The following is a 21774-nucleotide window of genomic DNA, read 5'->3' on the forward strand; positions in this document are numbered from 1 at the left end:
AGCAACTTGGGTTAGAATAGCCTTTGGCCCCTTGGGGCCTTGGCGGCATGGAAATCGCCCTAGAGAGCGTCTACGGCCACCGCCTGGCGCTTCCGCAGGTTGTGGCGGCCCTGCTTTTCTCCCGGGAGGCGCCCCCGGCCCTCCTCCTCGCGCCCGAGGCGCGGCTTAGGCGCTACCGGGACCTCTCGGCCTTCGGGGCGCGGGTCTACGTGAACCCCGGCCTCGAGGCCCTGGAGGAGAAGGCCCTCTTCGTCCTCTCCTACGAGGAGGCCCTAAGCCCCTTTCCCGAGGACCCCGAGGCCTGGCGGCTTCTCCTGGAGGTGGGCCGGAGCTACCCGAGGCAGGCCCTTCTGGAGAGGCTCCTCAAGCTGGGCTACGCCCGGGACGAGGACTACCGGGTGCTGGGGGAGGTGGTGGAGCTCGGCGAGGTGCGCCTGGAGTTCTTCGGGGACGAGCTGGAGAGGCTTCTCGTTGGGGGGGAGGAAAGGCGGCGCCACGTCCTCCTGCCGAAGCCCGGGAAGGCGGAGGGCTTCCCCTCCAAGAAGGTCCTCCACTTCCCGGGGCCCGTCTACCTGGATAGCCCCGCCCTTGCCCCTAAAGAGCTCTGGCCCCTCCTCGCGGGAAGGCCCCTCGTGGCCCTGGGAAGCGGGGTGGAGCTTCCCCCCTTGGAGCTTGGGGCGAAGCCCCTCCCCCCTTACCGGGGAAGCCTGAAGGCCCTGGAAAAGGACCTCGCCCGCTGGCTCGCCGAGGGGAAGCGGGTCCACCTCTTCGTGGGCCACGCCCGCACCCTGGAGTACCTCAAAAGGCGCCTCCAGGCCTTCTCCCCCCTGGTCCTGGACCGCTTCCCGGGGCCCAAGGGGCGGCTTGCCCTCCTCCCCGGGGACTTTGAGGGCGGGGCGGAGTGGGGGGAGTGGGTCCTCCTTACCGAGGCCCTGGTCTTCGCCACCGGGGGGGTGCGGGCGCGGGTCCGGGCGGGGGAGGGGCTTTCCGACCCCGGGGCCCTTTCCCCCGGGGACTACCTCATCCACCCGGAGCACGGCATCGGGCAGTACTTGGGCCTAGAGACCCGGGAGGTTTTGGGGGTCAAGCGGGACTACCTGGTCCTGCGCTACAAGGGGGAAGGGAGGCTTTACCTCCCCGTGGAGCAGCTTCCTCTCCTTAAGCGCCACCCCGGCACCACCGACGACCCGCCCGAGCTTTCCTCCCTGGGCAAGGGGGAGTGGCAGCGGGCCAAGGAGCGGGCGCGGAAGGACGTGGAGGAGCTCGCGGGGCGCCTCCTCGTCCTCCAGGCCAGGCGCAAGGCCACCCCGGGCCGGGCCTTCCCTCCTCTTCCCGAGTGGGACCCCCTGGTGGAGGAGGGCTTCCCCTACGAGCTCACCCCCGACCAGAAGCGGGCCCTGGAGGAGGTGCTCCGGGACCTCGAGGCCCCCCACCCCATGGACCGCCTGGTCTCGGGGGACGTGGGCTTCGGCAAGACCGAGGTGGCCCTGAGGGCCGCCCACCGGGTGGTGGGGCACGGCGCCCAGGTGGCCTTTCTCGTGCCCACCACCCTCCTCGCCGAGCAGCACGGGAAGACCTTCAAGGAGCGCTTCCAGGGCCTGCCCGTGCGGGTGGCCGTCCTCTCCCGCTTCACCCCGCCCAAGGAGGAGGAGGCCATCCTGAAGGGCCTCGCCGAGGGCACGGTGGACCTCGTCATCGGCACCCACCGCCTCCTCCAGGAGGACGTGCGCTTCAAGGACCTCGGCCTCCTCATCGTGGACGAGGAGCACCGCTTCGGCGTGGCCCAGAAGGAGAGGATCCGGGAGCTCAAGGCGGAGGTGGACACCCTCTACCTCTCCGCCACCCCCATTCCCCGCACCCTCTACTCCGCCCTCGTGGGCCTGAAGGACCTCTCCAGCATAAGGACCCCGCCCCCCGGGAGAAAGCCCATCCGGACCTTCCTCGCCCCCTTTGACCCCCTCTTGGTGCGGGAGGCCATCCTCTTTGAGCTGGAGCGGGGGGGCAAGGTCTTCTACGTCCACGACCGGGTGGCCTCCATGGAGGCCAGGCGGCGCTTTCTGGAAGGGCTCGTCCCCGAGGCCCGCATCGGGGTGGTCCACGGCCAGATGCCCGAGGGCCTCATAGAGGAGACCATGCTCCTCTTCGCCGAGGGGGCCTACGACGTTCTCCTCGCCACCACCATCATTGAGGCCGGCCTGGACGTCCCCGAGGCCAACACCATCCTGATAGAGCGGGCGGACCGCCTGGGCCTCGCCACCTTGTACCAGCTCCGGGGCCGGGTGGGGCGCAGGGAGGAGGAGGCCTACGCCTACCTCTTCCACCCGCCCCGCCTCACCGAGGCCGCGGAGAAGCGCCTCGCCGCCATCGCCGACCTCTCCGACCTGGGCTCGGGCCACCTCCTGGCGGAGCGGGACATGGAGATAAGGGGCGTGGGGAACCTCCTCGGCCCCGAGCAGCACGGGCACATCCGGGCGCTTTCCCTCGAGGTCTACACCGAGCTTCTGGAGGAGGCCATCCGCAGGCTCAAGGGGGAGGTCAAGGAGGAGAGGAGGCACGTGACGGTGGACCTCGCCCTCTCCGCCCGCCTGCCCGCGGAGTACGTGGGGAGCCTCGAGGCCCGTAGCCGCTACTACAGCCGCTTCGCCGAGGCGAAAAGCCTCGCCGAGCTTTCCCGCCTGGTGCGGGAGCTAAAGGAGCGCTACGGGCCCTTGCCCGAGGAGGCGGAGAACTTCGTGAACCTCACCCGGCTCCGCCTGGTGGCGGAGAGGAAGGGGGTGGTCTCCATCACCGAAAGCCTCACCCACCTGGAGGTGGTCTTCCCCCGCCACCCCCTGGACTACGACGCCCGGGGCCTCAAGAGCCTCCCTTACCGGGCGGAGCTCACCCAGTACCCGCCGGGTTTTCGCCTGGAGAAAAAGGGCCTAAGGCCCCGGGACTACCCCGAGGCCCTCTTGGAGGTCCTTTACCTCTTCGCCGACCGCTAGGGGTTTGCGATCAGGTTGAAAAGCCTAAGGCGCAGGACCACCTCGGCCTGGGTGAGGGTGTACTGGACCTGGTCCCCGCTATTCACCCGGACCCGGGCCCCGAGGCGGAAGGCCCCGGTCTTGATGAGGTTGTAGAGGCGGTCGCCGGGCCCTATGGCGAGGCTTCCGTCCAGGGTGGCCGTCTCCCCGGGGTTCAGGGTGAGGGGGGCGGTCTTCACGGCGAAGTCCCCTCCCGCGTCGTCGTAGAGGTCGGTGTCGCCCTGGGGCCCCGCCCGGACCTCGAGGGTGAGGTCTGCGGCAGAGTTGCCCGTGTTCTGAAGCCCCACCTGGAGGGCGATCCGCCCGTCCTCCAGGGCCTCGGCCCCCGGCACCTGGATCTCCTGCCCCGCCGGGTCGTCGGGGAGGCGCACCTCGGCCTGGATGAGGCTCAGGGTCCCCGAGCGGTTTCCCTCGGGAACGAAGCTCAGGAGGTCCACCTCCACCCGGTGCACCGTGTGGCCGCTACAGGCCGCGAGGGCCAGGGCGAGTCCCATGAGAAAGAGCGCGCGCTTCACAGGCCACCTCCTCTAAAAGCTCACCGCGAGAGCGATGCCGTAGACCGTGCCCCCCACCAGGGGCGCCTCGTGGGTGGTGAGGGCGAGGTCCAGGGCCAGGGCCTCCAGGTTCACCCCCGCCCCCAGGCCGAAGCGAAAGCCCCCCTCCAGGCCCACCCCCGTCCGCAGGGCCCAGGGGCCCAGGCCGTACTCCAGTCCCAGGTGGAAGGCGGGGGCGGTGCTGCCGAAGCGGGCGTCGGCGGCGAGGAGGAGGCTACCCACCTCCAGGGGCAGGCGGTAGGCCCCGTTCAGGAGGAACTCGGGGGCAGAGAGATCGCTCCTTTTGGTGGTGGGGGTCCGGGTCTCCGCCGTGCCGTCATAAGCCACCTCGAGGCCCTCCCACTGGGAGAAGCCGAGGAGGTTCCTCGCCCCAAGCCCCAGGGCCCACGCCCCCCCGTCCACCGCCACGCCCAGGTCGGCCCGGAGGCCAAAGCCCTGCCCTTCCGCCCCCTGGCCGAAGGCCCCCTCCAGGAAGGGGGCGTAGCTCAGGAAGTAGCGGTAGCGGTACTCCGCCCCCTGCGCGTTGCCGTTTTGGTCAAAGGTGGGGCGGGCCTCGGCGCTGGCCTCGGCGTAGGCCAGGCCGTAAAACCCTTCGCCCCTCGCCCCCACGTAGACCTTGCCGAGGCCCGGCACCTCGGCAAGGGGCAGGGCGAAGCCCAGGGCCAGGCTGAACCCGGCGCTATAGCTGCCGCTGGCCTCGAGGGCGCAAGGGGAAGGGGTGCTCCCCTTGCAGGGGTCCAGGCTTCCGCTCGCCAGGGCCTGGGCCAGGGCGGGGCTTGGGCTCACCCTCAGGCCCTGGGCCCCGGCGAAGGTCCCAAGCCTCAGGTAGGTGCCGGGCCCAAGCTCCAGGGCGATGGGGAGAAGGGGGTCCGGGACGAGGGCCCGGGGCTTTCCCGGATCGCTCCCCACCTGGAAGGAGGGAACCAGGGGCTTGCCCGAGCCATCGGTGATGGAGACCCCATTGGCGCTCACCCGGAAGACCACCTCGTCGGGGCTTCTTGCCGGGTTGAGGAGGAAGCTATCTAGGTGGGCGGCCTGGTCGTAAAAGCTCAGGAGGTCAAACCGGGTGCGGAAGGCCTGGGGGTCGGTGAAGTAGGCGAAGGGGCTGGTTTCCGGGAAAAAGGGGAGAAGCCGGAGGAGGCCCACGGGAACCTGGAACCCCTCCTCCTCCCAACTTCCCGGGAAGGCGGCGTAGGCGGGGTTGGCCCCGGCCTGGGAGGGCCCGGGCAGGAGGACGCCCCCCATGCCCAGGCTCCGCACCCCCTGGGCGAGCCCCAGGGCCGAAAGCCCCATAGCCAGAAGGACAAGGGTTCTCCTCATACGGCTTTCATTCTACCCAGGTTTCTTTCCCCGGGTCAAGCTTTTGGGGGGCCTCGAGGCCGCCCCCCTTTGACAGGCGGCCCTTGGCGGCGTAAACTTTGACTCAGTATAAGGAGGTGCCCATGATCAAGAAGGTAGGCGTGGTGGGCGCGGGGACCATGGGTAGCGGGATCGCCGCCCTGGTGGCCAGCGCCGGGGTCCCGGTGGTGCTCTTGGACATCCCCGGGAAGGAGGACCGGAACGAGCCCGCCAAGCGGGGCCTGGAGCGGGCGCTCAAGGCCAAGCCCGCGGCCTTCATGGACCCCGAGCGGGCCCGGCACATTGAGATCGGCAACACCGAGGACCACCTGGAGAAGCTCAAGGACTGCGACTGGGTGGTGGAGGCCATCCTGGAGAAGCCGGAGCCCAAAAGGGCCCTCTACGCCCGCCTCGAGGCCCTCCTCAAGCCCACGGCCATCGTCAGCTCCAACACGAGCGGAATTCCCATGAAAGTGCTCCTTGAGGGGCGCTCCGAGGCCTTCCGCCGGCGCTTCCTGGGCACCCACTTCTTCAACCCGCCCCGCTACCTCCACCTCCTGGAGCTCATCCCCACCCCCGAGACCGACCCCAAGGTCCTGGAGGAGATCCGCCGCTTCGGGGAGCGCATTTTGGGCAAGGGCACCGTCCTCGCCAAGGACGCCCCCGGCTTCATCGCCAACCGCCTCGGGGTCTACGGCATGGTCCAGGCGGTGCGCCTCATGGAGAAGCACGGCCTCACCATTGACGAGGTGGACGCCCTCACCGGGCCCCTCCTCGGCCGCCCCAACTCCGCCACCTTCCGCACCGCCGACCTCACGGGCCTGGACGTGCTGAAGCTCGTGACCGAGGAGCTCGCCCAGGCCACGGGGGAGGACTTCGCCCTTCCCGGCTGGGTCCATAAGCTGGTGGAGGAGGGCCGCCTGGGGGAGAAGGCGGGGGCGGGGTTCTACAAGCGGGTGAACGGGGAGATCTACACCCTGGACCCCAGGACCCTGGACTACGCGCCCCGGGCCAAGCTGGACCTCCCCGAGCTTCGCGCCCTCCGCGACCTCCCCTTGAGGGAGCGCTTTCCCAAGGTTTTGGACCTCCCCGGCAAGTACGGGGCCTTCCTCCGGGAGCTTTTCGCCAAGACCGCCCACTACACCCTGGAGAAGGCCCCCGGGATCGCCTACGACCTCGCCTCCGTGGACCAGGCCCTGGAGTGGGGCTTCGGCTGGGAGGAAGGCCCCTTTAAGAACATGGACGCCGTGGGGCTTGCCCGGGTGGAGGCCCTCTTCGCCGAGCACGGCCTAGAGGCCCCTGACCTCCTTGGGAAGGCCCAGGGGGCCTTCTACAAGGACGGGACCTACCTGGGCTTTGACGGCGCCTACCGCCCCCTGCCCAAGCGGGAGGGGGTCATCTCCTTAAAGGCCCTCAAGTCCGAGGGGAAGACCCTCTTGGAGGGCAAGGAGGCGGCCCTTTTAGACCTCGGAGACGGGGTGGCCCTTTTGGAGTTCCGCACCAAGATGAACGCCATCGGGGAAGGGGTCATCCGGATGCTCCAGAAAAGCCTGGAGTTCGTGGAGGAGAAGGGCTACGTGGGCCTCGTCATCGGCAACGAGGACCCGAGGGCCTTCTCCGCCGGGGCCAACCTGGCCCTCATCCTCTCCCTGGCCCAGGAGGGGGACTGGGACGAGCTCGCCCTGGCGGTGCGCCAGTTCCAGAGGGCCTCCATGTCCCTGCGCTATAGCCCCTTCCCCGTGGTGGTGGCGCCCTTCGGGCTCACCCTGGGGGGCGGGGCGGAGTTCACCCTGCACGCCGACCGGGTCCAGGCCCACGCCGAGCTCTACATGGGCCTGGTGGAGGCCGGGGTGGGGCTTCTCCCTGCGGGAGGCGGCACCAAGGAGATGCTCCTCCGCTTCACCCAGGAGCTAAGCCCTTACGAGGAGGCCGACCCCTTTGAGGCGGTGAAGCGGGCCTTCGGGCTCATCGCCATGGCGAGGACCTCCACGAGCGCCCTCGAGGCCCAGAAGATGGGCTTCCTCCGGGACGGGGACGGGATCAGCATGAACCGGGACTTCCTCATCGCCGACGCCAAGAGGCGGGTCCTGGAGCTCGCCCCCGACTACCGCCCGCCTCTCGCCCCGAGGATCCGGGTCCTGGGGAGCGAGGCCCTGGGCAACCTCCGCTACGCCGTCTGGTCCTTCCGCGAGGCGGGGGAGATCACGGACCACGACATGCGGATCGGCCTGGAAATCGCCTACGTCCTCTCCGGCGGGGAGGGCCCGGCCCGGGAGGTCTCCGAGTGGGACCTCCTGGACCTGGAGCGGGAGGCCTTCTTGAAGCTCCTCGGCACCCGGAAGACCCAGGAGCGCATCGCCTACACCCTGAAGACGGGGAAGCCTCTCAGGAACTAAAGGGGGAAAAGATGCGGGATGCGGTCATCGTGAGCGCGGTACGGAGCCCCGTGGCCCGGGGCAAGAAGGACGGGGCCTTGGCCACCCTCCACCCCGTGGACCTCTCCGCCCAGGTGATGCGGGCCGCGGTGGAGCGGGCGGGCCTGGACCCTAGGGAGCTTGAGGACGTGCTCTGGGGGTGCGCCATGCCCGAGGCGGCCCAGGGGCTGAACATCGCCCGGCTCGCCCTCCTCCGGGCGGGCTTTCCCGTGGAGGTGGCGGGGGCCACGGTCAACCGCTTCTGCTCCAGCGGCCTCCAGACCATCGCCATGGCCGCCCAGGCGGTGATGACGGGCATGGCCGAGGCCGTCTTGGCGGGGGGCGTGGAGATGATGAGCCAGGTGCCCATGTCGGGCTTCCACACGAGGCTCCACCCCGACCTCACCCCCACGGAGTGGAGCCCCGAGACCTACTCCACCTACATCGGCATGGGCTTCACCGCCGAACGGGTGGCGGAGCGCTTCGGCATAAGCCGCGAGGACCAGGACCGGTGGGCCCTAAGGAGCCACCAGAAGGCGGCCCAGGCCTGGGCCGAGGGGCGCTTCGGCGAGGTGGTCCCCATCCGGGTGCCCAAGGTGACCTACGAGGGTACCCGGAAGCGGGTGGAGGAGGTTCTCTTCACCCGGGACGAGACCGTGCGGCCGGAGACCAGCCTCGAGGCCCTCTCCAAGCTGAGGCCCGCCTTTAAAAAGAACGGCACCGTGACGGCGGGCAACGCGAGCCCCTACTCCGACGGGGCGGCGGCGGTGGTGGTCATGAGCCGGGAGAAGGCGGAGGCCTTGGGCCTAAAGCCCCTCGCCCGCTTCCTGAGCTTCGCCGTGGCCGGGGTGGAGCCCGACATCATGGGCGTGGGCCCCGTGAAGGCGGTGCCCAAGGCCCTGAAGCGGGCCGGGCTCACCCTGGACCAGATCGCCCTCATTGAGTTCAACGAGGCCTTCGCCGCCCAGGTCCTGGCGGTGATGCGGGCCTTGGAGATGCCCGAGGAGCGAACCAACGTGAACGGCGGGGCCATCGCCCTGGGCCACCCCCTGGGGGCCACGGGGGCCAAGCTCACCGCCCAGCTCCTCACCGAGCTTAGGAGGCGGGGCGGGGGGTACGGCCTCGTCACCATGTGCATCGGCGGCGGCATGGGCGCCGCGGGCGTGTTTGAGGTGTACCCGGCCTAAGGAGGAGAGCATGACCGAGGAAAAGAAGCTTTGGCAAAAAGGCGGCGGCTGGCTTCTTGAGGTGCCGGAGCGGGTCTACACCCCGGAGGACTTTGACGAGAGCGTCAAGGAGATCGCCCGCACCACCCGCGCCTTCGTGGAGCGGGAGGTCCTTCCCCTCCTGGAGCGGATGGAGCACGGGGAGCTGGAGCTCAACGTGCCCCTCATGAAGAAGGCGGGGGAGCTCGGGCTTCTCGCCATTGAGATCCCCGAGGAGTACGGGGGTCTGGACCTCCCCAAGGTGATCTCCACCGTGGTGGCGGAGGAGCTTTCGGGAAGCGGGGGCTTTTCCGTCACCTACGGGGCGCATACCTCCATCGGCACCCTGCCCCTCGTCTACTTCGGCACCGAGGAGCAGAAGCGCAAATACCTCCCGAAGCTCGCGAGCGGGGAGTGGATCGCCGCCTACTGCCTCACCGAGCCGGGCTCGGGCTCGGACGCCCTTTCCGCCAAGACCCGGGCCACCCTCTCCGAAGACGGCAAGCACTACGTCCTGAACGGGGTCAAGCAGTGGATCTCCAACGCGGGCTTCGCCCACCTCTTCACCGTCTTCGCCAAGGTGGACGGGGAGCACTTCACCGCCTTCCTGGTGGAGCGGGGCACCCCGGGGCTTTCCTTCGGCCCCGAGGAGAAGAAGATGGGCATCAAGGCCTCCAGCACCCGCCAGGTGATCCTGGAGGACGTGAAGGTGCCCGTGGAGAACGTCCTCGGGGAGGTGGGCAAGGGGCACAAGATCGCCTTCAACGTCCTCAACGTGGGCCGCTACAAGCTGGGGGCGGGGGCCGTGGGCGGGGCGAAGCGGGCCTTGGAGCTTTCCGCCCAGTACGCCAACCAAAGGGTGCAGTTCGGCCGCCCCATCGGCCGCTTCGGCCTCATCCAGCAGAAGCTCGGCGAGATGGCGAGCCGCATCTACGCCGCCGAGAGCGCCGTCTACCGCACCGTGGGCCTCATTGACGAGGCCCTTTCCGGCAAGAAGGGGCCCGAGGCGGTCATGGCGGGCATCGAGGAGTACGCCGTGGAGGCCAGCATCATCAAGGTGCTGGGCTCCGAGGTCCTGGACTACGCCGTGGACGAGGGGGTCCAGATCCACGGGGGCTACGGCTACTCCCAGGAGTACCCCATTGAAAGGGCCTACCGCGACGCCCGCATCAACCGCATCTTTGAGGGGACCAACGAGATCAACCGCCTCCTCATCCCGGGCATGCTCCTCCGCCGGGCCCTGAAGGGGCAGCTTCCCCTCTTCCAGGCGGCCATGAGGCTCCAGAAGGAGCTTTTGGAGCCCGCCTTTGAGGAGCCCGAGGACCTCGAGCTCCACCAGGTCCAGAACCTCAAGAAGCTCGCCCTCATGGTGGCGGGCCTCGCGGCGCAGAAGTACGGCCAGGGGGTGGAGGAGGAGCAGGAGGTGCTGGGGGCCGTGGCCGACATCCTCATTGACGCCTACGCCGCGGAGAGCGCCCTCCTCCGGGCCAGGCGGCTTGGCGGGCTCGCCGAGGTTCTGGCCCGCATCTACCTGGCCCAGGCCCTGGACCGGGCCCAGGCGGGGGCGCTTTCCGTCCTGCCCCGCCTCGTGGAAGGGGACGAGGCCCGGGTGGTCTACTCCGCCGCCCGCAGGCTCACCAAAAGGGAGCCCCTGGACCTCGTGGCCCTGCGCCGCCAGGCGGCGGAAGCGGTGCTGGAGGCGGGGGGCTACCCCATTTTGCGCTAGGGACCCCACCGCGGCCTTCGCCGTGGTGGAGGCCTGACCCCGTGTGGGGAAAGCCCGCACGGGGCGCTCTTTAGTGCTCTAGACGCCACCTGGGGCCCTCCTTGGTGTCCTCCACGATGACGCCGAGGGCCCTTAGCCTCTCCCGGATGAGGTCGCTCTTGGCGTAGTCCTTGGCCCGCCTCGCCTCTTCCCTGAGCTCCAGGAGGAGGGCGATGAGGTCTTCCAAAAGGGGTCCCGAGACCTTTTCCTCCAGGACCCTCTCAGGGAAGAGGCCGAGGATCCCCTCCCCCAGGGTGTGGAGGAGGGCCTCGGCCCGGGCCAGGCTTTCCGCCTTGGCCTCGGGGAGGAGGCGGTTTAGCTCGGGGAGGAAGCCGAAGAGGGCGGCCAGGGCCTCGGGGGTGGAGAGGTCGTCCTCTATGGCCTCCATGAAGGCCTTTTCCAGGGCGTCCAGCGCCCTTTCCAGCTCGGGGGTGGCGCCGGGGGGAGCGGCCTTCCTGCGCGCGCGCACCTCCCGGTAGGCGTGGAGGAGGCGGCCATACCCCTTTTTGGCGCCCTCCAGCCCTTCCCAGGTGAAGTCCATGGGGCTCCGGTAGTGGGTCTGGAGGAGGTAGAAGCGCACCGCCATGGGCTCGTGGGCCTTGAGGAGGTCGTGGAGGAGGACGAGGTTCCCCGTGCTCTTGGCCATCTTCTCCCCTTGGAGGAGGACGTGGTTGTGGTGCATCCAGTGCCGGGCGAAGCGGAAGCCCGCCGCCTCCGCCTGGGCGATCTCGCACTCGTGGTGGGGGAACTGGAGGTCTATCCCCCCGGCGTGGAGGTCAAACCCCTCCCCCAGGTACTTGAGGCTCATGGCGGTGCACTCAATGTGCCAGCCGGGGTAGCCCTCCCCCCAGGGGCTTTTCCAGCGCATGAGGTGCCCGGGCTCGGCGGCCTTCCAGAGGGCGAAGTCCAAGGGGTCCTCCTTCTCCTCCCGCACCTCCACCCGGGCTCCCGCCCGAAGCTCCTCCAGGCGTTTCCCCGAGAGCTTGCCGTACTCGGGGAAGGAGCGCACCCGGAAGTAGACGCTTCCTTTCCGCTCGTAGGCGTGGCCCAGGGCGAGGAGCCTTTCCGTGAGCTCCAGCATCTCCGGGATGTGGCCGCTGGCCCTGGGGGCGATGGAGGGCCTGAGGACGTTTAGGGCCTTGAGGGCGTCAAAGTAGCTCCAGGTGTACTTCTCCGCCACCTCCATGGGCTCGAGGCGCTCCAGCTTGGCCCGCTTCAGGATCTTGTCCTCGCCCTCCTCGTCCTCGGTGAGGTGGCCCACGTCGGTGATGTTGGAGACGAAGCGGACCTTGTAGCCCTGGTGGAGGAGGTACCGCCTGAGGACGTCGTAGACGATGGGCCCCCGGGCGTGGCCGAGGTGGGGGTCGGAATAGACCGTGGGGCCGCAGACGTAGATCCCCGCGTGGCCGGGGACCGCCGGCTCAAAGGGCACCTTGCGCCTTTGCAGGGTGTCGTAGATCACGAGGCCCATATGGGGGATTATAGGCCCGTGGCATAATGGCGGGGTATGGGAAGGATCCTTAGGGGCCTTGCCGGGGGAGGGGACTTGCGGGTGGTGGCCGCCGAGACCACGGACGTGGTGGAGGAGGCGAGGCTTCGCCACGGCCTTTCCCCCACGGCCACCGCCGCTTTGGGCCGGGCCATGACCGGGGCCCTCCTCCTCGCCCAGCTCCTCCTCAAGACCCACAAGGAGCGCCTCACCTTGCGGGTGGAGGGCGCGGGGCCCCTGGGGGGCATGGTGGTGGAGGCGGACGCCTTCGGGCACGTGCGGGGCTACGTGAAAAACCCCAGGGCCGAGGTGCCCCTCCGGGAGGACGGGAAGCTGGACGTGGGAACGCTCGTGGGGGCCGGAACCTTGCGGGTGGACCGGAGCCTGCCGAATGGCGAGATCTACACCAGCGCCGTGCCCCTGGTCTCGGGGGAGATCGCCGAGGACCTGGCCCACTACCTCTTCCAGTCGGAGCAGATCCCTTCCGCCGTGCTCCTCGGCGTGCGGGTCAAGGGGGAGGGGGAGGTGGAGGTGGCGGGGGGCGTGGCCGTGCAGGTGATGCCGGGAGCCAAGGAGGAGGTCTTGGGCCGCCTCGAGGCCAACCTGAAGGCCCTCCCCGGCCTCACCCCCCTCCTCCGGGAACGGGGCCTGGAGGGGGCCCTGGAGGCCCTCCTTGCGGGCCTGGGCTTTGAGCGCACCGACCTTCGCGCCCTGGGCTATTCCCAGAACGAGATCCCCGCCCGCTTCCTTTGCCGCTGCAGCCGGGAGAAGGCCCTGGAGGCCCTGGTCTTCTTCACCCCCGAGGAAAGGGAGGAGATGATCGTGAAGGACGGGGGCGCGGAGGTGGTCTGCCACTGGTGCGGGGAGGTCTACCGCTTCTCTCCCGAGGAGGTGCGCTCCCTGGTGGCCGAGGTGCGCTGCCCCGACTGCGGCGCGCTTTGGCTCTACCCCAAGGCGGACGGCACCCTGGCCCGCATAGAGGGGGACACCTGCCGCTGCGGCCGCAAGGTGGAGTTCCCCTCGGAAGTCCGGCCCCAGGCCTGATAAGCTTGGGCCATGTTCAAGACCATCCTCCTGGCCTACGACGGCTCGGAGCACGCGAAGCGGGCGGCGGAGGTGGCCAAGGCCGAGGCGGAGGCCCACGGGGCGAGGCTTATTGTGGTCCACGCCTACGAGCCCGTGCCCGACTACCTGGGGGACCCCTTTTTTGAGGAGGCCCTGAAGCGCCGCCTGGAGCGGGCGGAGAAGGTCCTGGCCGAGGCGGTGGCCCTCACCGGGGTGTCCCCGGAGAACGCCCTCCTCCTGGAGGGCCGCCCGGCGGAGGCCATCCTCGAGGCCGCCCGGGGAGAAAAGGCCGACCTCGTCGTCATGGGCACCCGGGGCCTGGGGGCGGTGGGGAGCCTCTTCCTGGGAAGCCAGAGCCAGAAGGTGTTGGCCGAGGCCCCCTGTCCCGTGCTCCTCGTGCGCTAGGGAGGAAGGATGAGGTACGAGACCCTGGCGGTGCTTTCCGGCCTCCCCGAGGACCCCCACGGGGCGGTGGGGCTTCCCATCTACGCCGTGGCCGCCTACGGCTTCAAGACCTTGGAGGAAGGGCAGGAGCGCTTCGCCACCGGGGAAGGCTACGTCTACGCCCGGCAGAAGGACCCCACGGCCAAAGCCCTGGAGGAAAGGCTCAAGGCCCTGGAGGGGGCCCTGGAGGCCGTGGCCCTGGCCTCGGGGCAGGCGGCCACCTTCGCCGCCCTCCTCGCCCTCCTCCGCCAGGGGGACGAGGTGGTGGCGGCCAAGGGGCTTTTCGGCCAGACCATCGGGCTTTTTCAGCAGGTCTTGGGCCTCATGGGGGTGAGGGTGCGCTACGTGGACCCCGAGCCCGAGGGGGTGCGGGAGGCCCTCACGGAGAAGACCCGGGTCCTTTTCGTGGAGACCATGGCCAACCCCGCCCTCCTCGTGCCCGACCTCGAGGCCCTGGCCTCCCTGGCCGAGGAGAGGGGCGTGGCCCTGGTGGTGGACAACACCTTCGGGGCGGCGGGGGCGCTTTGCCGGCCCCTAGCGTGGGGGGCCCACCTGGTGGTGCAAAGCCTCACCAAGTGGGCCTCGGGGCACGGCTCGGTGCTGGGCGGGGCGGTGCTTTCCCGGGAAACTTCCCTTTGGGAGCGCTTTCCCCAGTTCCTGGAGCCCGACCCCAAGGGGCAGATCCCCTGGGAGGCCCTGGGGGCCAGGTGCTACCCCGAAAGGGTGCGCACCTTGGGGCTCTCCCTCTTGGGCATGAGCCTCTCTCCCTTCCACGCCTACCTCCTCTTCCAGGGCCTGGAGACCGTGGCCCTGAGGGTGGCGCGGATGAGCGCGACCGCAAGCTTCCTCGCCGAGCGCCTCCAGGGCCACCCCAAGGTGAAGGCCCTCCGCTACCCCGGCCTCCCCGGGGACCCGGCCTACCCCAACGCGCAAAAGTACCTGGCCTCGGGGGGTCCCATGCTCACCCTGGACCTGGGAAGCCAGGAGGCGGCGAGCCGTTTCCTCGGGGCCATCCGCCTCCTCAAGGCGGCGAACCTTGGGGACGCCCGCACCCTCTTGGTGCACCCCTGGACCACCACCCACAGCCGCCTAAAGGAGGAGGCGAGGCTTCAGGCCGGGGTCACCCCGGGGCTCGTGCGGGTCTCCGTGGGCTTGGAGGATCCGGAGGACCTGCTGGCCCTCTTCCTGGAGGCCTTGGAGGTGGTGTAGCCATGGGCCCTTGGGTGGCTTTGAAGGTGGCGGGTGTGGCTATGGAGGGTGAGGGTTCGGGTCTAGAGAGGAGATATGTGGCACATGCCAGCTTAATCGTGAAAAGATACACTAGCGCACCTCTCCGGCCCGCCCCTTCTGGAATCCTCGGATAAGGGGTGAGCCATGCCTCTTACCATCGGTCAGCTCGCCCGAGCCTTTGGCCTCTCCCCGGACGCCCTCCGCTACTACGAGAGGCTCGGCCTCCTCGCCCCCGAGGGGCGGACGAAAGGGGGGTACCGCCTCTACGGGGATCAAGCCCTTGACCGCCTCCGCTTCATCAAGGAGGCCCAGGCGGCGGGGCTTAGGCTGGAGGACATCGCCGGGATCCTCCGGGCCATGGAGGGGGGGCAGCCCCCTTGCCGCCACGTGCGGGAGGCCCTGGAAAGGCGTTTAGAGGAGGTGCGGCGCAGGCTTCGGGAACTCCAGGCCTTAGAGAGGGCCCTGGCCGAACGGCTTGCCTACGCCGAGGCCCACCCCGACCCCGCCTGCGACGGGAAGGACCACTGCGTCTACCTGGACCCCCTTGACCCTAGAGCTTGCTCTAGGGTCTAACCTGGGGGCATGGACAAAAACCGCTACCGCATCAAGGTGCCCAAGATCCACTGCGCGGGGTGCATCCGCACGGTGGAGGCGGCCCTCGGCCAGGTGGCCGGGGTGGAGAAGGTGAGGGTGGACTACCTGAGGAAGGAGGCCCACGTGGTGGGAGAGGCGGCCTTGGAGGACCTCCTCGCCGCCCTGGAGCGGGTGGGCTACCCGGGAGAGGCCCTATGACCTACGACCTCCTCATCGTGGGCTCGGGCTCCGCCGGGGTGGCGGCGGCCCTGGAGGCGAGCGCCCTCGGGGCCAAGGCGGCCCTCGTGGAGGCGGGGGTTTTGGGGGGGACCTGCGTGAACGTGGGGTGCGTCCCCTCCAAGTACCTCCTCCGGGCGGCGGACGCCTTTCACCGGGCGGGCCATCCCGCCTTCCCCGGCCTCCGCACGGGGGCCCTCGAGGTGGACTGGACGGCCCTCCTCTCGGGCAAGGAGGCCCTGATCTCGGCCCTCCGGAAGGAGAAGTACCAGGAGGTCCTGGAGGCGGCCGGGGTCCTTGTGCTCCGGGGGAGGGCCCGCTTCCTGGACGGGGAAAGGATGGAGGTGGAGGGGCGGGAGGTCCTCGCGGGGCGGTACCTCCTCGCCACCGGGGCGAGGCCCTTCCTTCCCCCCATCCCGGGCCTCCGGGAGAGCGCCCCCTGGACCTACCTCGAGGCCCTCTCCGCCCCCGCCCTCCCCGAAAGCCTCCTGGTGGTGGGGGGAGGGCCCGTCGGCCTCGAGCTCGCCCAGGCCTTCGCTAGGCTCGGGAGCCGGGTGGTGGTCCTCGAGGCCCTGCCCGAGGTCCTGCCCCAGGAGGACCGGGAGCTTGCCCGGCTCCTTCGGGGCTACCTGGAGGAGGAAGGCCTTAGGGTCCACACCGGGGTCCGGGTGGAGGCCGTGGCCCGGGAAGGGTCCTTCCGCGTCCAGACCGACCGGGGGGTTTTTGAGGCGGAGAGGCTCCTCGTGGCCACGGGGAGGAGGCCGGACCTGGAGGGGCTCGGCCTGGAGCGGGCGGGCGTAGCGCGGGACGAGCGGGGCTTCCTCAAGCTGGACCCCACCTTGCGCACCACCAACCCCCGGGTCTACGCCGCCGGGGACGCCGCCGGGCTTCCCCAGTTCGTCTACGTGGCGGCCCACTCGGGCCGGGTGGCGGCGCGAAACGCCCTGGGGGTGGAGACGCCCCTGGACCTCGCCGCCCTCCCCCGGGTGACCTTCACCGACCCCGCCCTGGCCGCGGTGGGCCTCACCGAGGAGGAGGCGAGGGCGAGGGGCCTGACGGCGAGGGCGGCCTTTCTCCCCCTCTCCCTCCTGCCCAAGGCCCTCACCGCCCGCGACACCCGGGGGGGTTTCAAGATCGTGGTGGACGAAGAGGGCACGGTCCTCGGCCTCCACGTCCTGGCCCACGAGGCGGGGGACGTAGTGCAGGAGGGGATCCTGGCGGTGAAGTACGGCTTAAGCTACCGGGACCTCGTAGACGCCTTCCACCCTTACCTAACCCTGGCCGAGGGGGTGCGGCTCGTGGCCCAGGCCCTGGACACCGACCCCCAAAAGCTTTCCTGCTGCGCCTGAGGGGGTGGCCCGGTGGCCTTGAGCTCGTGGTCCGAGGGCCAGAAGTCCGATAAGCAAGAACCACTTCGTCGCCTCACCTCCGCCTCTAAGGCTAGCCGGTGGGGAGGCAGAGGGGAGTAAAGCCCTTTACACCACCCACTTCCCCCGGCGCATGAGGGGAGTGCGGGTCCCGTCCTCGTGGAGCCCGTCCACGTCCACTTCCTCGGAGCCGATCATCCAGTCCACGTGGACGAGGCTCTCGTTCCCGCCCCGCCGCCTGAACTCCTCCCCCGAGGGGCGGCCCTCGAGGTTTTCCGCGTAGGCCTGGCCGAAGGCGATGTGGCTTGCGGCGTTCTCGTCAAAGAGGGTGTCGTAGAAGACGAGGCCCGTTTTGGCGATGGGGTTGTCCGCGGGGACCAGGGCCACCTCCCCCAGGCGCCTCGCCCCTTCGTCCGCGTCCAAGAGCCGCCTCAGCACCTCCTCTCCCTTTTCCGCCCGCACCTCCACGGCGAAGCCCCTTTCAAACCGGGCGAAGATCCCCTCCACCAGGGTGCCCCCCAGGGCCAGGGGGCGGCTTGCCCGCACCACCCCCTCCACCCGCTCCCGGTGGGGAGCGGTGAAGACCTCCTCCGTGGGCAGGTTGGGGTTGCAGAGGCGCCCCTTCTTGGTGGGGGTGGCCCCGCCCTGCCAGAGGTGCCCCTCGGCGAGGCCCACCACGAGGTCGGTTCCCGGCCCCCGGAAGTGGAGGGCGTGGAAGCGGCGCGCGTTCAGGTAGGCCACCTTCTCGTGGAGGAAGCGGTTGTGGGCCTCCCAGGCGGCGATGGGGTCTTCTAGGTCCGCCCGGGTGGCCTGGAAGATGGCCTCCCATAGCCTCCTCACCGCTTCCTCCTCGGGGAGGTCCGGGAAGACCGCCCTCGCCCAGCCGGGGTGGGCGAAGGGGACGATGGTCCAGTTGGTGACGAACTCGGTGATGGCCTCGAGGGCGGGCTTGTAGGCCCGGGCGCCCGCCTGCTGGGCCCTTCCTACCCTCTCCGGGGGAAGCCCCTCAAAGGCCTTCGGGTCGTTCCCGGAGACGGCAAGCCTCGCCGCCCCCTCCCGGAAGGCCTTGGCCATGCCCTCATAGAGCCAGGCGGGGGCCTTCTCCAGCCCCTCTTCCGGCACCAGGGCGAGGCGCTTGCGGGCAAGCTCCTGGTCCCCGTAAAGCGCGGTGAAGAGGCTCGCCCCCTCCCGGTAGGCCTTCTCCGCCAGGAGGCGCACGAAGTCCACGGCCTCTATGGGGGCGGTGGCGATGACCTCCTGCCCCTTTTCCAGATTGAGCCCCACGCGGATGGCGAGCTCGGCGAGCTTCTCCAGGTTCTGCTTGAAGGCGTCCACGCCCCAAGTCTTCGCCTAAAGGGGGCCTTCGTCAAGGCCTGGGGCAGCTTCGGGGCCTGGCGAGAAGCAGGGCGAGGCCCGCGAGGAGAAGGAGGAGGGGGCGGTAGGCCTCGAGGGCCACCCCCAAGGCGGCGAGGGCGAGGAGGTAGCGGAGCATGCCCCCATTCTACCCCGGGACATTCCTCACCCGGGGGAAGGGATAGGGTAGGGGAGAGGTGAAGCCCATGCGCCCCATCACCGTGGACGGCAACGAGGCGGTGGCCCGGGTGGCCTACCGCCTCTCCGAGGTCATCGCCATCTACCCCATCACCCCCAGCAGCCCCATGGCCGAGCTCTCCGACGAGTGGGCCGCCCGGGGGGAGCCCAACCTCTTCGGCCTACCCCCCAAGGTGGTGGAGATGCAGTCGGAAGGGGGGGCCGCCGGGGCGTTGCACGGGGCCTTGCAGGAGGGGGCCCTGGCCACCACCTTCACCGCGAGCCAAGGCCTCCTCCTCATGATCCCCGACATGTACAAGATCGCCGGCCAGGCCCTCCCCGGGGTCATCCACGTGGCCGCCCGGGCCCTGGCCACCCACGCCCTCTCCATCTTCGGGGACCACCAGGACCTCTACGCCGTCCGTCCCACCGGGTGGGCCATCCTGGTCTCGGACTCGGTCCAGGCGGCCCAGGACCTGGCGGCCATCGCCCACGTCTCGGCCCTGAAGGCGAGCCTCCCCTTCCTCCACGCCATGGACGGCTTCCGCACCTCCCACGAGGTGCAGAAGATCCTCCCCCTCTCGGACCGGGAGCTCAAGGCCCTCTTCCCCTACGAGGCCCTGGAGGCCTTTCGCAGGCGAGCCCTCACCCCCGAGGCCCCGGTGATCCGGGGCACGGCGCAGAACCCCGACCACTACTTCCAGAACCGCGAGGCCATCAACCCCTACTACCTGAGGCTTCCCCAGGTGGTGCAGGAGGCCATGGACCGCTTCGCCGGGGTGACGGGCCGGCGCTACCGCCCCTACGAGTACCTGGGCCACCCCGAGGCGGAACGGGTGGTGGTGGTCATGGGCTCGGCCTCCTGGAGCGTGGAGGAGGCGGTGGAGCGCCTCCTCCGCCAGGGGGAACGGGTAGGCATGGTGCGGGTGCGGCTCTACCGGCCCTTCCACGCCGAGGGCTTTCTCGAGGTCCTCCCCCCCACCACGAGGAAGCTCGCCGTCCTGGACCGGGGGAAAGAGCCCGGGGCCGTGGGGGAGCCCCTCTTCCAGGAGGTGGCGGCGGCCCTGGCCCTTAGGGGAGGCGAGGTGCCCGTGGTGGTGGGCGGGCGGTACGGCCTTTCCTCCAAGGAGTTCACCCCCGCCATGGCCCTCGGGGTCTACGAGGAGCTGAAGAAAGAGCGCCCCCGCCACGGCTTCACCGTGGGCATCGTGGACGACCTCACCGGCACGAGCCTCGCCTACCCGGAGGCCGACTTTGAGGACCCGGCCTCGGTGCGGGCCGTCTTCTTCGCCTTGGGCTCGGACGGCACCGTCTCCGCCAACAAGAACACCATCAAGATCATCGGGGAGGAGACCCCCCTTTACGCCCAGGGCTACTTCGTCTACGATTCCAAGAAGTCGGGCTCCCGCACCGTGAGCCACCTGCGCTTCGGCCCCAACCCCCTGAACAAGCCCTACCTGATCCAGAAGGCCAACTTCGTGGGCATCCACCAGTGGGGCTTCTTGGAGCGCTTCCCCATGCTGGAGGTGGCCGAGGAGGGGGCCACGGTTCTCCTCAACAGCCCCTACCCCAAGGAGGAGGTGTGGGAGCGCTTGCCGAGGCCCGTGCAGGAGGCCATCCTCCAAAAAAACCTCAAGGTCTACGTGGTGAACGCCTACGAGCTGGCCCGGAAGGTGGGCCTCCCGGGGCGCATCAACACCATCATGCAGGCGGCCTTCTTCAAGCTCTCCGGCGTCCTTCCCGAGGAGGAGGCCAAGGCCCGCATCAAGAAGGGCATTGAGAAGAGCTACGGCAAGCGGGGGCGCACGGTCTTGGAGCGGAACTTCCAGGCGGTGGACCTGGGCTTTGACGCGGTGGAGGCCCTTCCCGTGCCCGGGCGGGTCACCTCGGAGCGGGAGCTCATCCCCCCCATGGTGGGGGACCCGCCCCCCTTCGTGCGGGAGGTGCTGGGCCCCATCGCCTTGGGCCTTGGGGATGCCCTGCCCGTCTCCCTCTTTCCCCCGGACGGCACCTACCCCACGGGCACCGCCCGGTACGAGAAGCGGGGTATCGCCGAGTTCGTGCCCACCTGGGACCCCGAGGTCTGCGTGCAGTGCGGGAAGTGCGTCCTGGTCTGCCCCCACGCCGTGATCCGGGCCAAGGTGGTGCCGGAGGAGGCCCTCCAAGGGGCTCCAGAGGGCTTTCCCCATCGCAAGGCCATGTGGAAGGAGCTCTCCGGGGAGTTCGTCCTGGCCATCAGCCCCGACGACTGCACGGGGTGCTCCCTCTGCGTGGAGGCCTGCCCGGCCAAGGACAAGCGCAACCCCAGCCGCAAGGCCCTGAACCTGGCTCCCCGCCTCGAGGTCCGGGAGGCCATGAACGCCCACTGGGACTTCTTCCTCTCCCTCCCCGAGACCCCGAGGGCGGGCCTCAAGCTCCACGCGGTGAAGGACGTCCAGCTCCTCCCGCCCCTCTTTGAGTTTCCCGGGGCCTGCGCCGGGTGCGGGGAGACCCCCTACCTGCGCCTCCTCTCCCAGCTCTTCGGCGACCGCCTCATCGTGGCCAACGCCACCGGGTGCAGCTCCATCTACGGGGGGAACCTCCCCACCACCCCCTGGAGCAAAAACCGGGAGGGCCGGGGCCCCGCGTGGGCCAACTCCCTCTTTGAGGACAACGCCGAGTTTGGCCTCGGCATGCGCCTCGCCCTGGACAAGAAGGCGGAGTACGCGAGAAGGCTTCTTCCCGAGTTCCGGGAGGTCCTGGGGGAAGAGCTTCTAAAGAGGCTCCTTCGTGAGGTGGGCCCCGAGGAGGTGGAGGAGCGGAGGAAGGACGTGGCCCGCCTCCAAGAAAGGCTCGCCTCCCTGGAAGACCCCCGGGCCAAGGACCTCCTGGCGGTGGCGGACGCCCTCATCCCCCACTCCGTGTGGATCGTGGGGGGGGACGGCTGGGCCTACGATATCGGCTACGGGGGCTTAGACCACGTCTTGGCTAGCGGGGCCAACGTGAAGGTCCTGGTCCTGGACACCGAGGTCTACTCCAACACCGGGGGCCAGGCCTCCAAGGCCGCGGGCCTGGGGGCGGTGGCCAAGTTCGCCATGGCGGGCAAGCCTACCCCCAAGAAGGACCTGGCCTTCATGGCCATGAGCTACGGCCACGTCTACGTGGCCCAGATCGCCATGGGGGCGAACGACGCCCACACCGTGAGGGCCTTCCTCGAGGCCGAGGCCCACAAGGGCCCCGCCCTCCTCATCGCCTACAGCCACTGCATCGCCCACGGCATCGACATGGCCAAGGGCATGGACCACCAGAGGCTGGCGGAGCGCACCGGCTACTGGCCCCTCTTCCGCTACCTGCCGGGGGAGGGCCTGAGGCTGGACTCCAAGCCCCCCACCCTGCCCCTAAGGGAGTACCTCTACGCCGAGAACCGCTACCGCCTTCTCCTGCAGACCCATCCCGAGGGGGCCGAGGCCTTCTTGCGCCTGGCGGAGGAGGCGGTGCGGGAGCGCTGGGAGCGGCTTATGCGCCTGGCGGCGAGGGAGGCCTTGGCCTGAGGAGGTGACC

The 21774-nt window shown here is 69.7% G+C and carries 16 protein-coding genes; 11 read left to right on the plus strand and 5 right to left on the minus strand.

Annotated elements, in window-relative coordinates; translation table 11 throughout:
• The first annotated feature begins 47 nt into the window (after positions 1 to 47).
• Positions 48 to 2984 carry a transcription-repair coupling factor gene (gene mfd / locus AC01Y6_RS04150; protein ID WP_476670355.1) on the plus strand — a complete coding sequence of 979 codons (2937 nt, stop codon included), beginning with the start codon at positions 48 to 50 and terminating at the stop codon, positions 2982 to 2984.
• Here the strand turns inward: mfd and AC01Y6_RS04155 are convergent.
• The gene (locus tag AC01Y6_RS04155) at positions 2981 to 3538 is read right to left on the minus strand and encodes a hypothetical protein (RefSeq protein WP_476670356.1); all 558 of its coding nucleotides are present in this window, start codon (positions 3536 to 3538) and stop codon (positions 2981 to 2983) included. The two genes, mfd and AC01Y6_RS04155, sit on opposite strands and share 4 nt — an antisense overlap.
• A 12-nt stretch (positions 3539 to 3550) precedes the next feature.
• Positions 3551 to 4897, minus strand: a complete 1347-nt coding sequence (locus AC01Y6_RS04160) for a hypothetical protein (RefSeq protein ID WP_476670357.1) — start codon at positions 4895 to 4897, stop codon at positions 3551 to 3553.
• Between the two features lie 122 nt (positions 4898 to 5019).
• Between AC01Y6_RS04160 and AC01Y6_RS04165 the strand changes: the two genes are divergently transcribed.
• From AC01Y6_RS04165 to AC01Y6_RS04175, 3 genes are read left to right on the plus strand one after another with little or no spacing between them, the layout of a single operon-like run.
• Entirely contained in the window at positions 5020 to 7311 is a 2292-nt protein-coding gene (locus AC01Y6_RS04165) for a 3-hydroxyacyl-CoA dehydrogenase/enoyl-CoA hydratase family protein (protein ID WP_476670359.1), read from the plus strand.
• An 11-nt stretch (positions 7312 to 7322) separates the two neighbouring features.
• On the plus strand, positions 7323 to 8516 hold the full coding sequence (locus AC01Y6_RS04170; RefSeq protein ID WP_428716352.1) for a thiolase family protein: 1194 nt from the start codon (positions 7323 to 7325) through the stop codon (positions 8514 to 8516).
• A gap of 10 nt (positions 8517 to 8526) precedes the next feature.
• The gene (locus AC01Y6_RS04175) at positions 8527 to 10260 is read left to right on the plus strand and encodes an acyl-CoA dehydrogenase family protein (protein WP_476670361.1); all 1734 of its coding nucleotides are present in this window, start codon (positions 8527 to 8529) and stop codon (positions 10258 to 10260) included.
• A 70-nt stretch (positions 10261 to 10330) separates the two neighbouring features.
• Here AC01Y6_RS04175 and cysS read toward each other — a convergent pair whose 3' ends face one another.
• Complete coding sequence (gene cysS, locus AC01Y6_RS04180; protein WP_476670362.1) at positions 10331 to 11770, minus strand: cysteine--tRNA ligase; 1440 nt, start codon at positions 11768 to 11770, stop codon at positions 10331 to 10333.
• Positions 11771 to 11806: 36 nt separating this feature from the next.
• Between cysS and hslO the strand changes: the two genes are divergently transcribed.
• The 6 genes from hslO to merA all read left to right on the plus strand — a co-directional run bounded on the left by hslO (position 11807) and on the right by merA (position 16686).
• Positions 11807 to 12832, plus strand: a complete 1026-nt coding sequence (gene hslO / locus AC01Y6_RS04185) for an Hsp33 family molecular chaperone HslO (RefSeq protein WP_428721865.1) — start codon at positions 11807 to 11809, stop codon at positions 12830 to 12832.
• Positions 12833 to 12844: 12 nt separating this feature from the next.
• A complete protein-coding gene (locus AC01Y6_RS04190; RefSeq protein ID WP_476670364.1) occupies positions 12845 to 13258 on the plus strand; it encodes a universal stress protein in 414 nt (137 codons plus the stop codon).
• Between the two features lie 9 nt (positions 13259 to 13267).
• Entirely contained in the window at positions 13268 to 14506 is a 1239-nt protein-coding gene (locus AC01Y6_RS04195) for an aminotransferase class I/II-fold pyridoxal phosphate-dependent enzyme (protein ID WP_476670365.1), read from the plus strand.
• Positions 14507 to 14671: 165 nt separating this feature from the next.
• A complete protein-coding gene (locus AC01Y6_RS04200) occupies positions 14672 to 15100 on the plus strand; it encodes a MerR family transcriptional regulator (protein WP_476670366.1) in 429 nt (142 codons plus the stop codon).
• Positions 15101 to 15109: 9 nt separating this feature from the next.
• Positions 15110 to 15319 (plus strand): heavy-metal-associated domain-containing protein, encoded by a 210-nt coding sequence (locus AC01Y6_RS04205; protein WP_347240913.1) that lies wholly within the window; start codon positions 15110 to 15112, stop codon positions 15317 to 15319.
• Positions 15316 to 16686, plus strand: coding sequence for a mercury(II) reductase (merA, locus tag AC01Y6_RS04210; protein ID WP_476670368.1), 1371 nt, complete (start codon positions 15316 to 15318; stop codon positions 16684 to 16686). Before AC01Y6_RS04205 ends, merA begins: the two co-directional genes overlap by 4 nt.
• A gap of 126 nt (positions 16687 to 16812) precedes the next feature.
• Here the strand turns inward: merA and AC01Y6_RS04215 are convergent, their stop codons facing one another.
• Positions 16813 to 18039: an aminopeptidase gene (locus tag AC01Y6_RS04215; RefSeq protein ID WP_476670369.1), complete on the minus strand. Its 1227-nt coding sequence runs from the start codon at positions 18037 to 18039 to the stop codon at positions 16813 to 16815.
• Between the two features lie 31 nt (positions 18040 to 18070).
• Entirely contained in the window at positions 18071 to 18196 is a 126-nt protein-coding gene (locus tag AC01Y6_RS04220) for a hypothetical protein (RefSeq protein WP_347240917.1), read from the minus strand.
• Positions 18197 to 18263: 67 nt separating this feature from the next.
• On the opposite strand from AC01Y6_RS04220, the gene nifJ reads away from it, so the two are divergent.
• On the plus strand, positions 18264 to 21764 hold the full coding sequence (gene nifJ / locus AC01Y6_RS04225; RefSeq protein WP_476670371.1) for a pyruvate:ferredoxin (flavodoxin) oxidoreductase: 3501 nt from the start codon (positions 18264 to 18266) through the stop codon (positions 21762 to 21764).
• Positions 21765 to 21774: the final 10 nt, after the last annotated feature.

The organism is Thermus sp., from assembly GCF_056332225.1.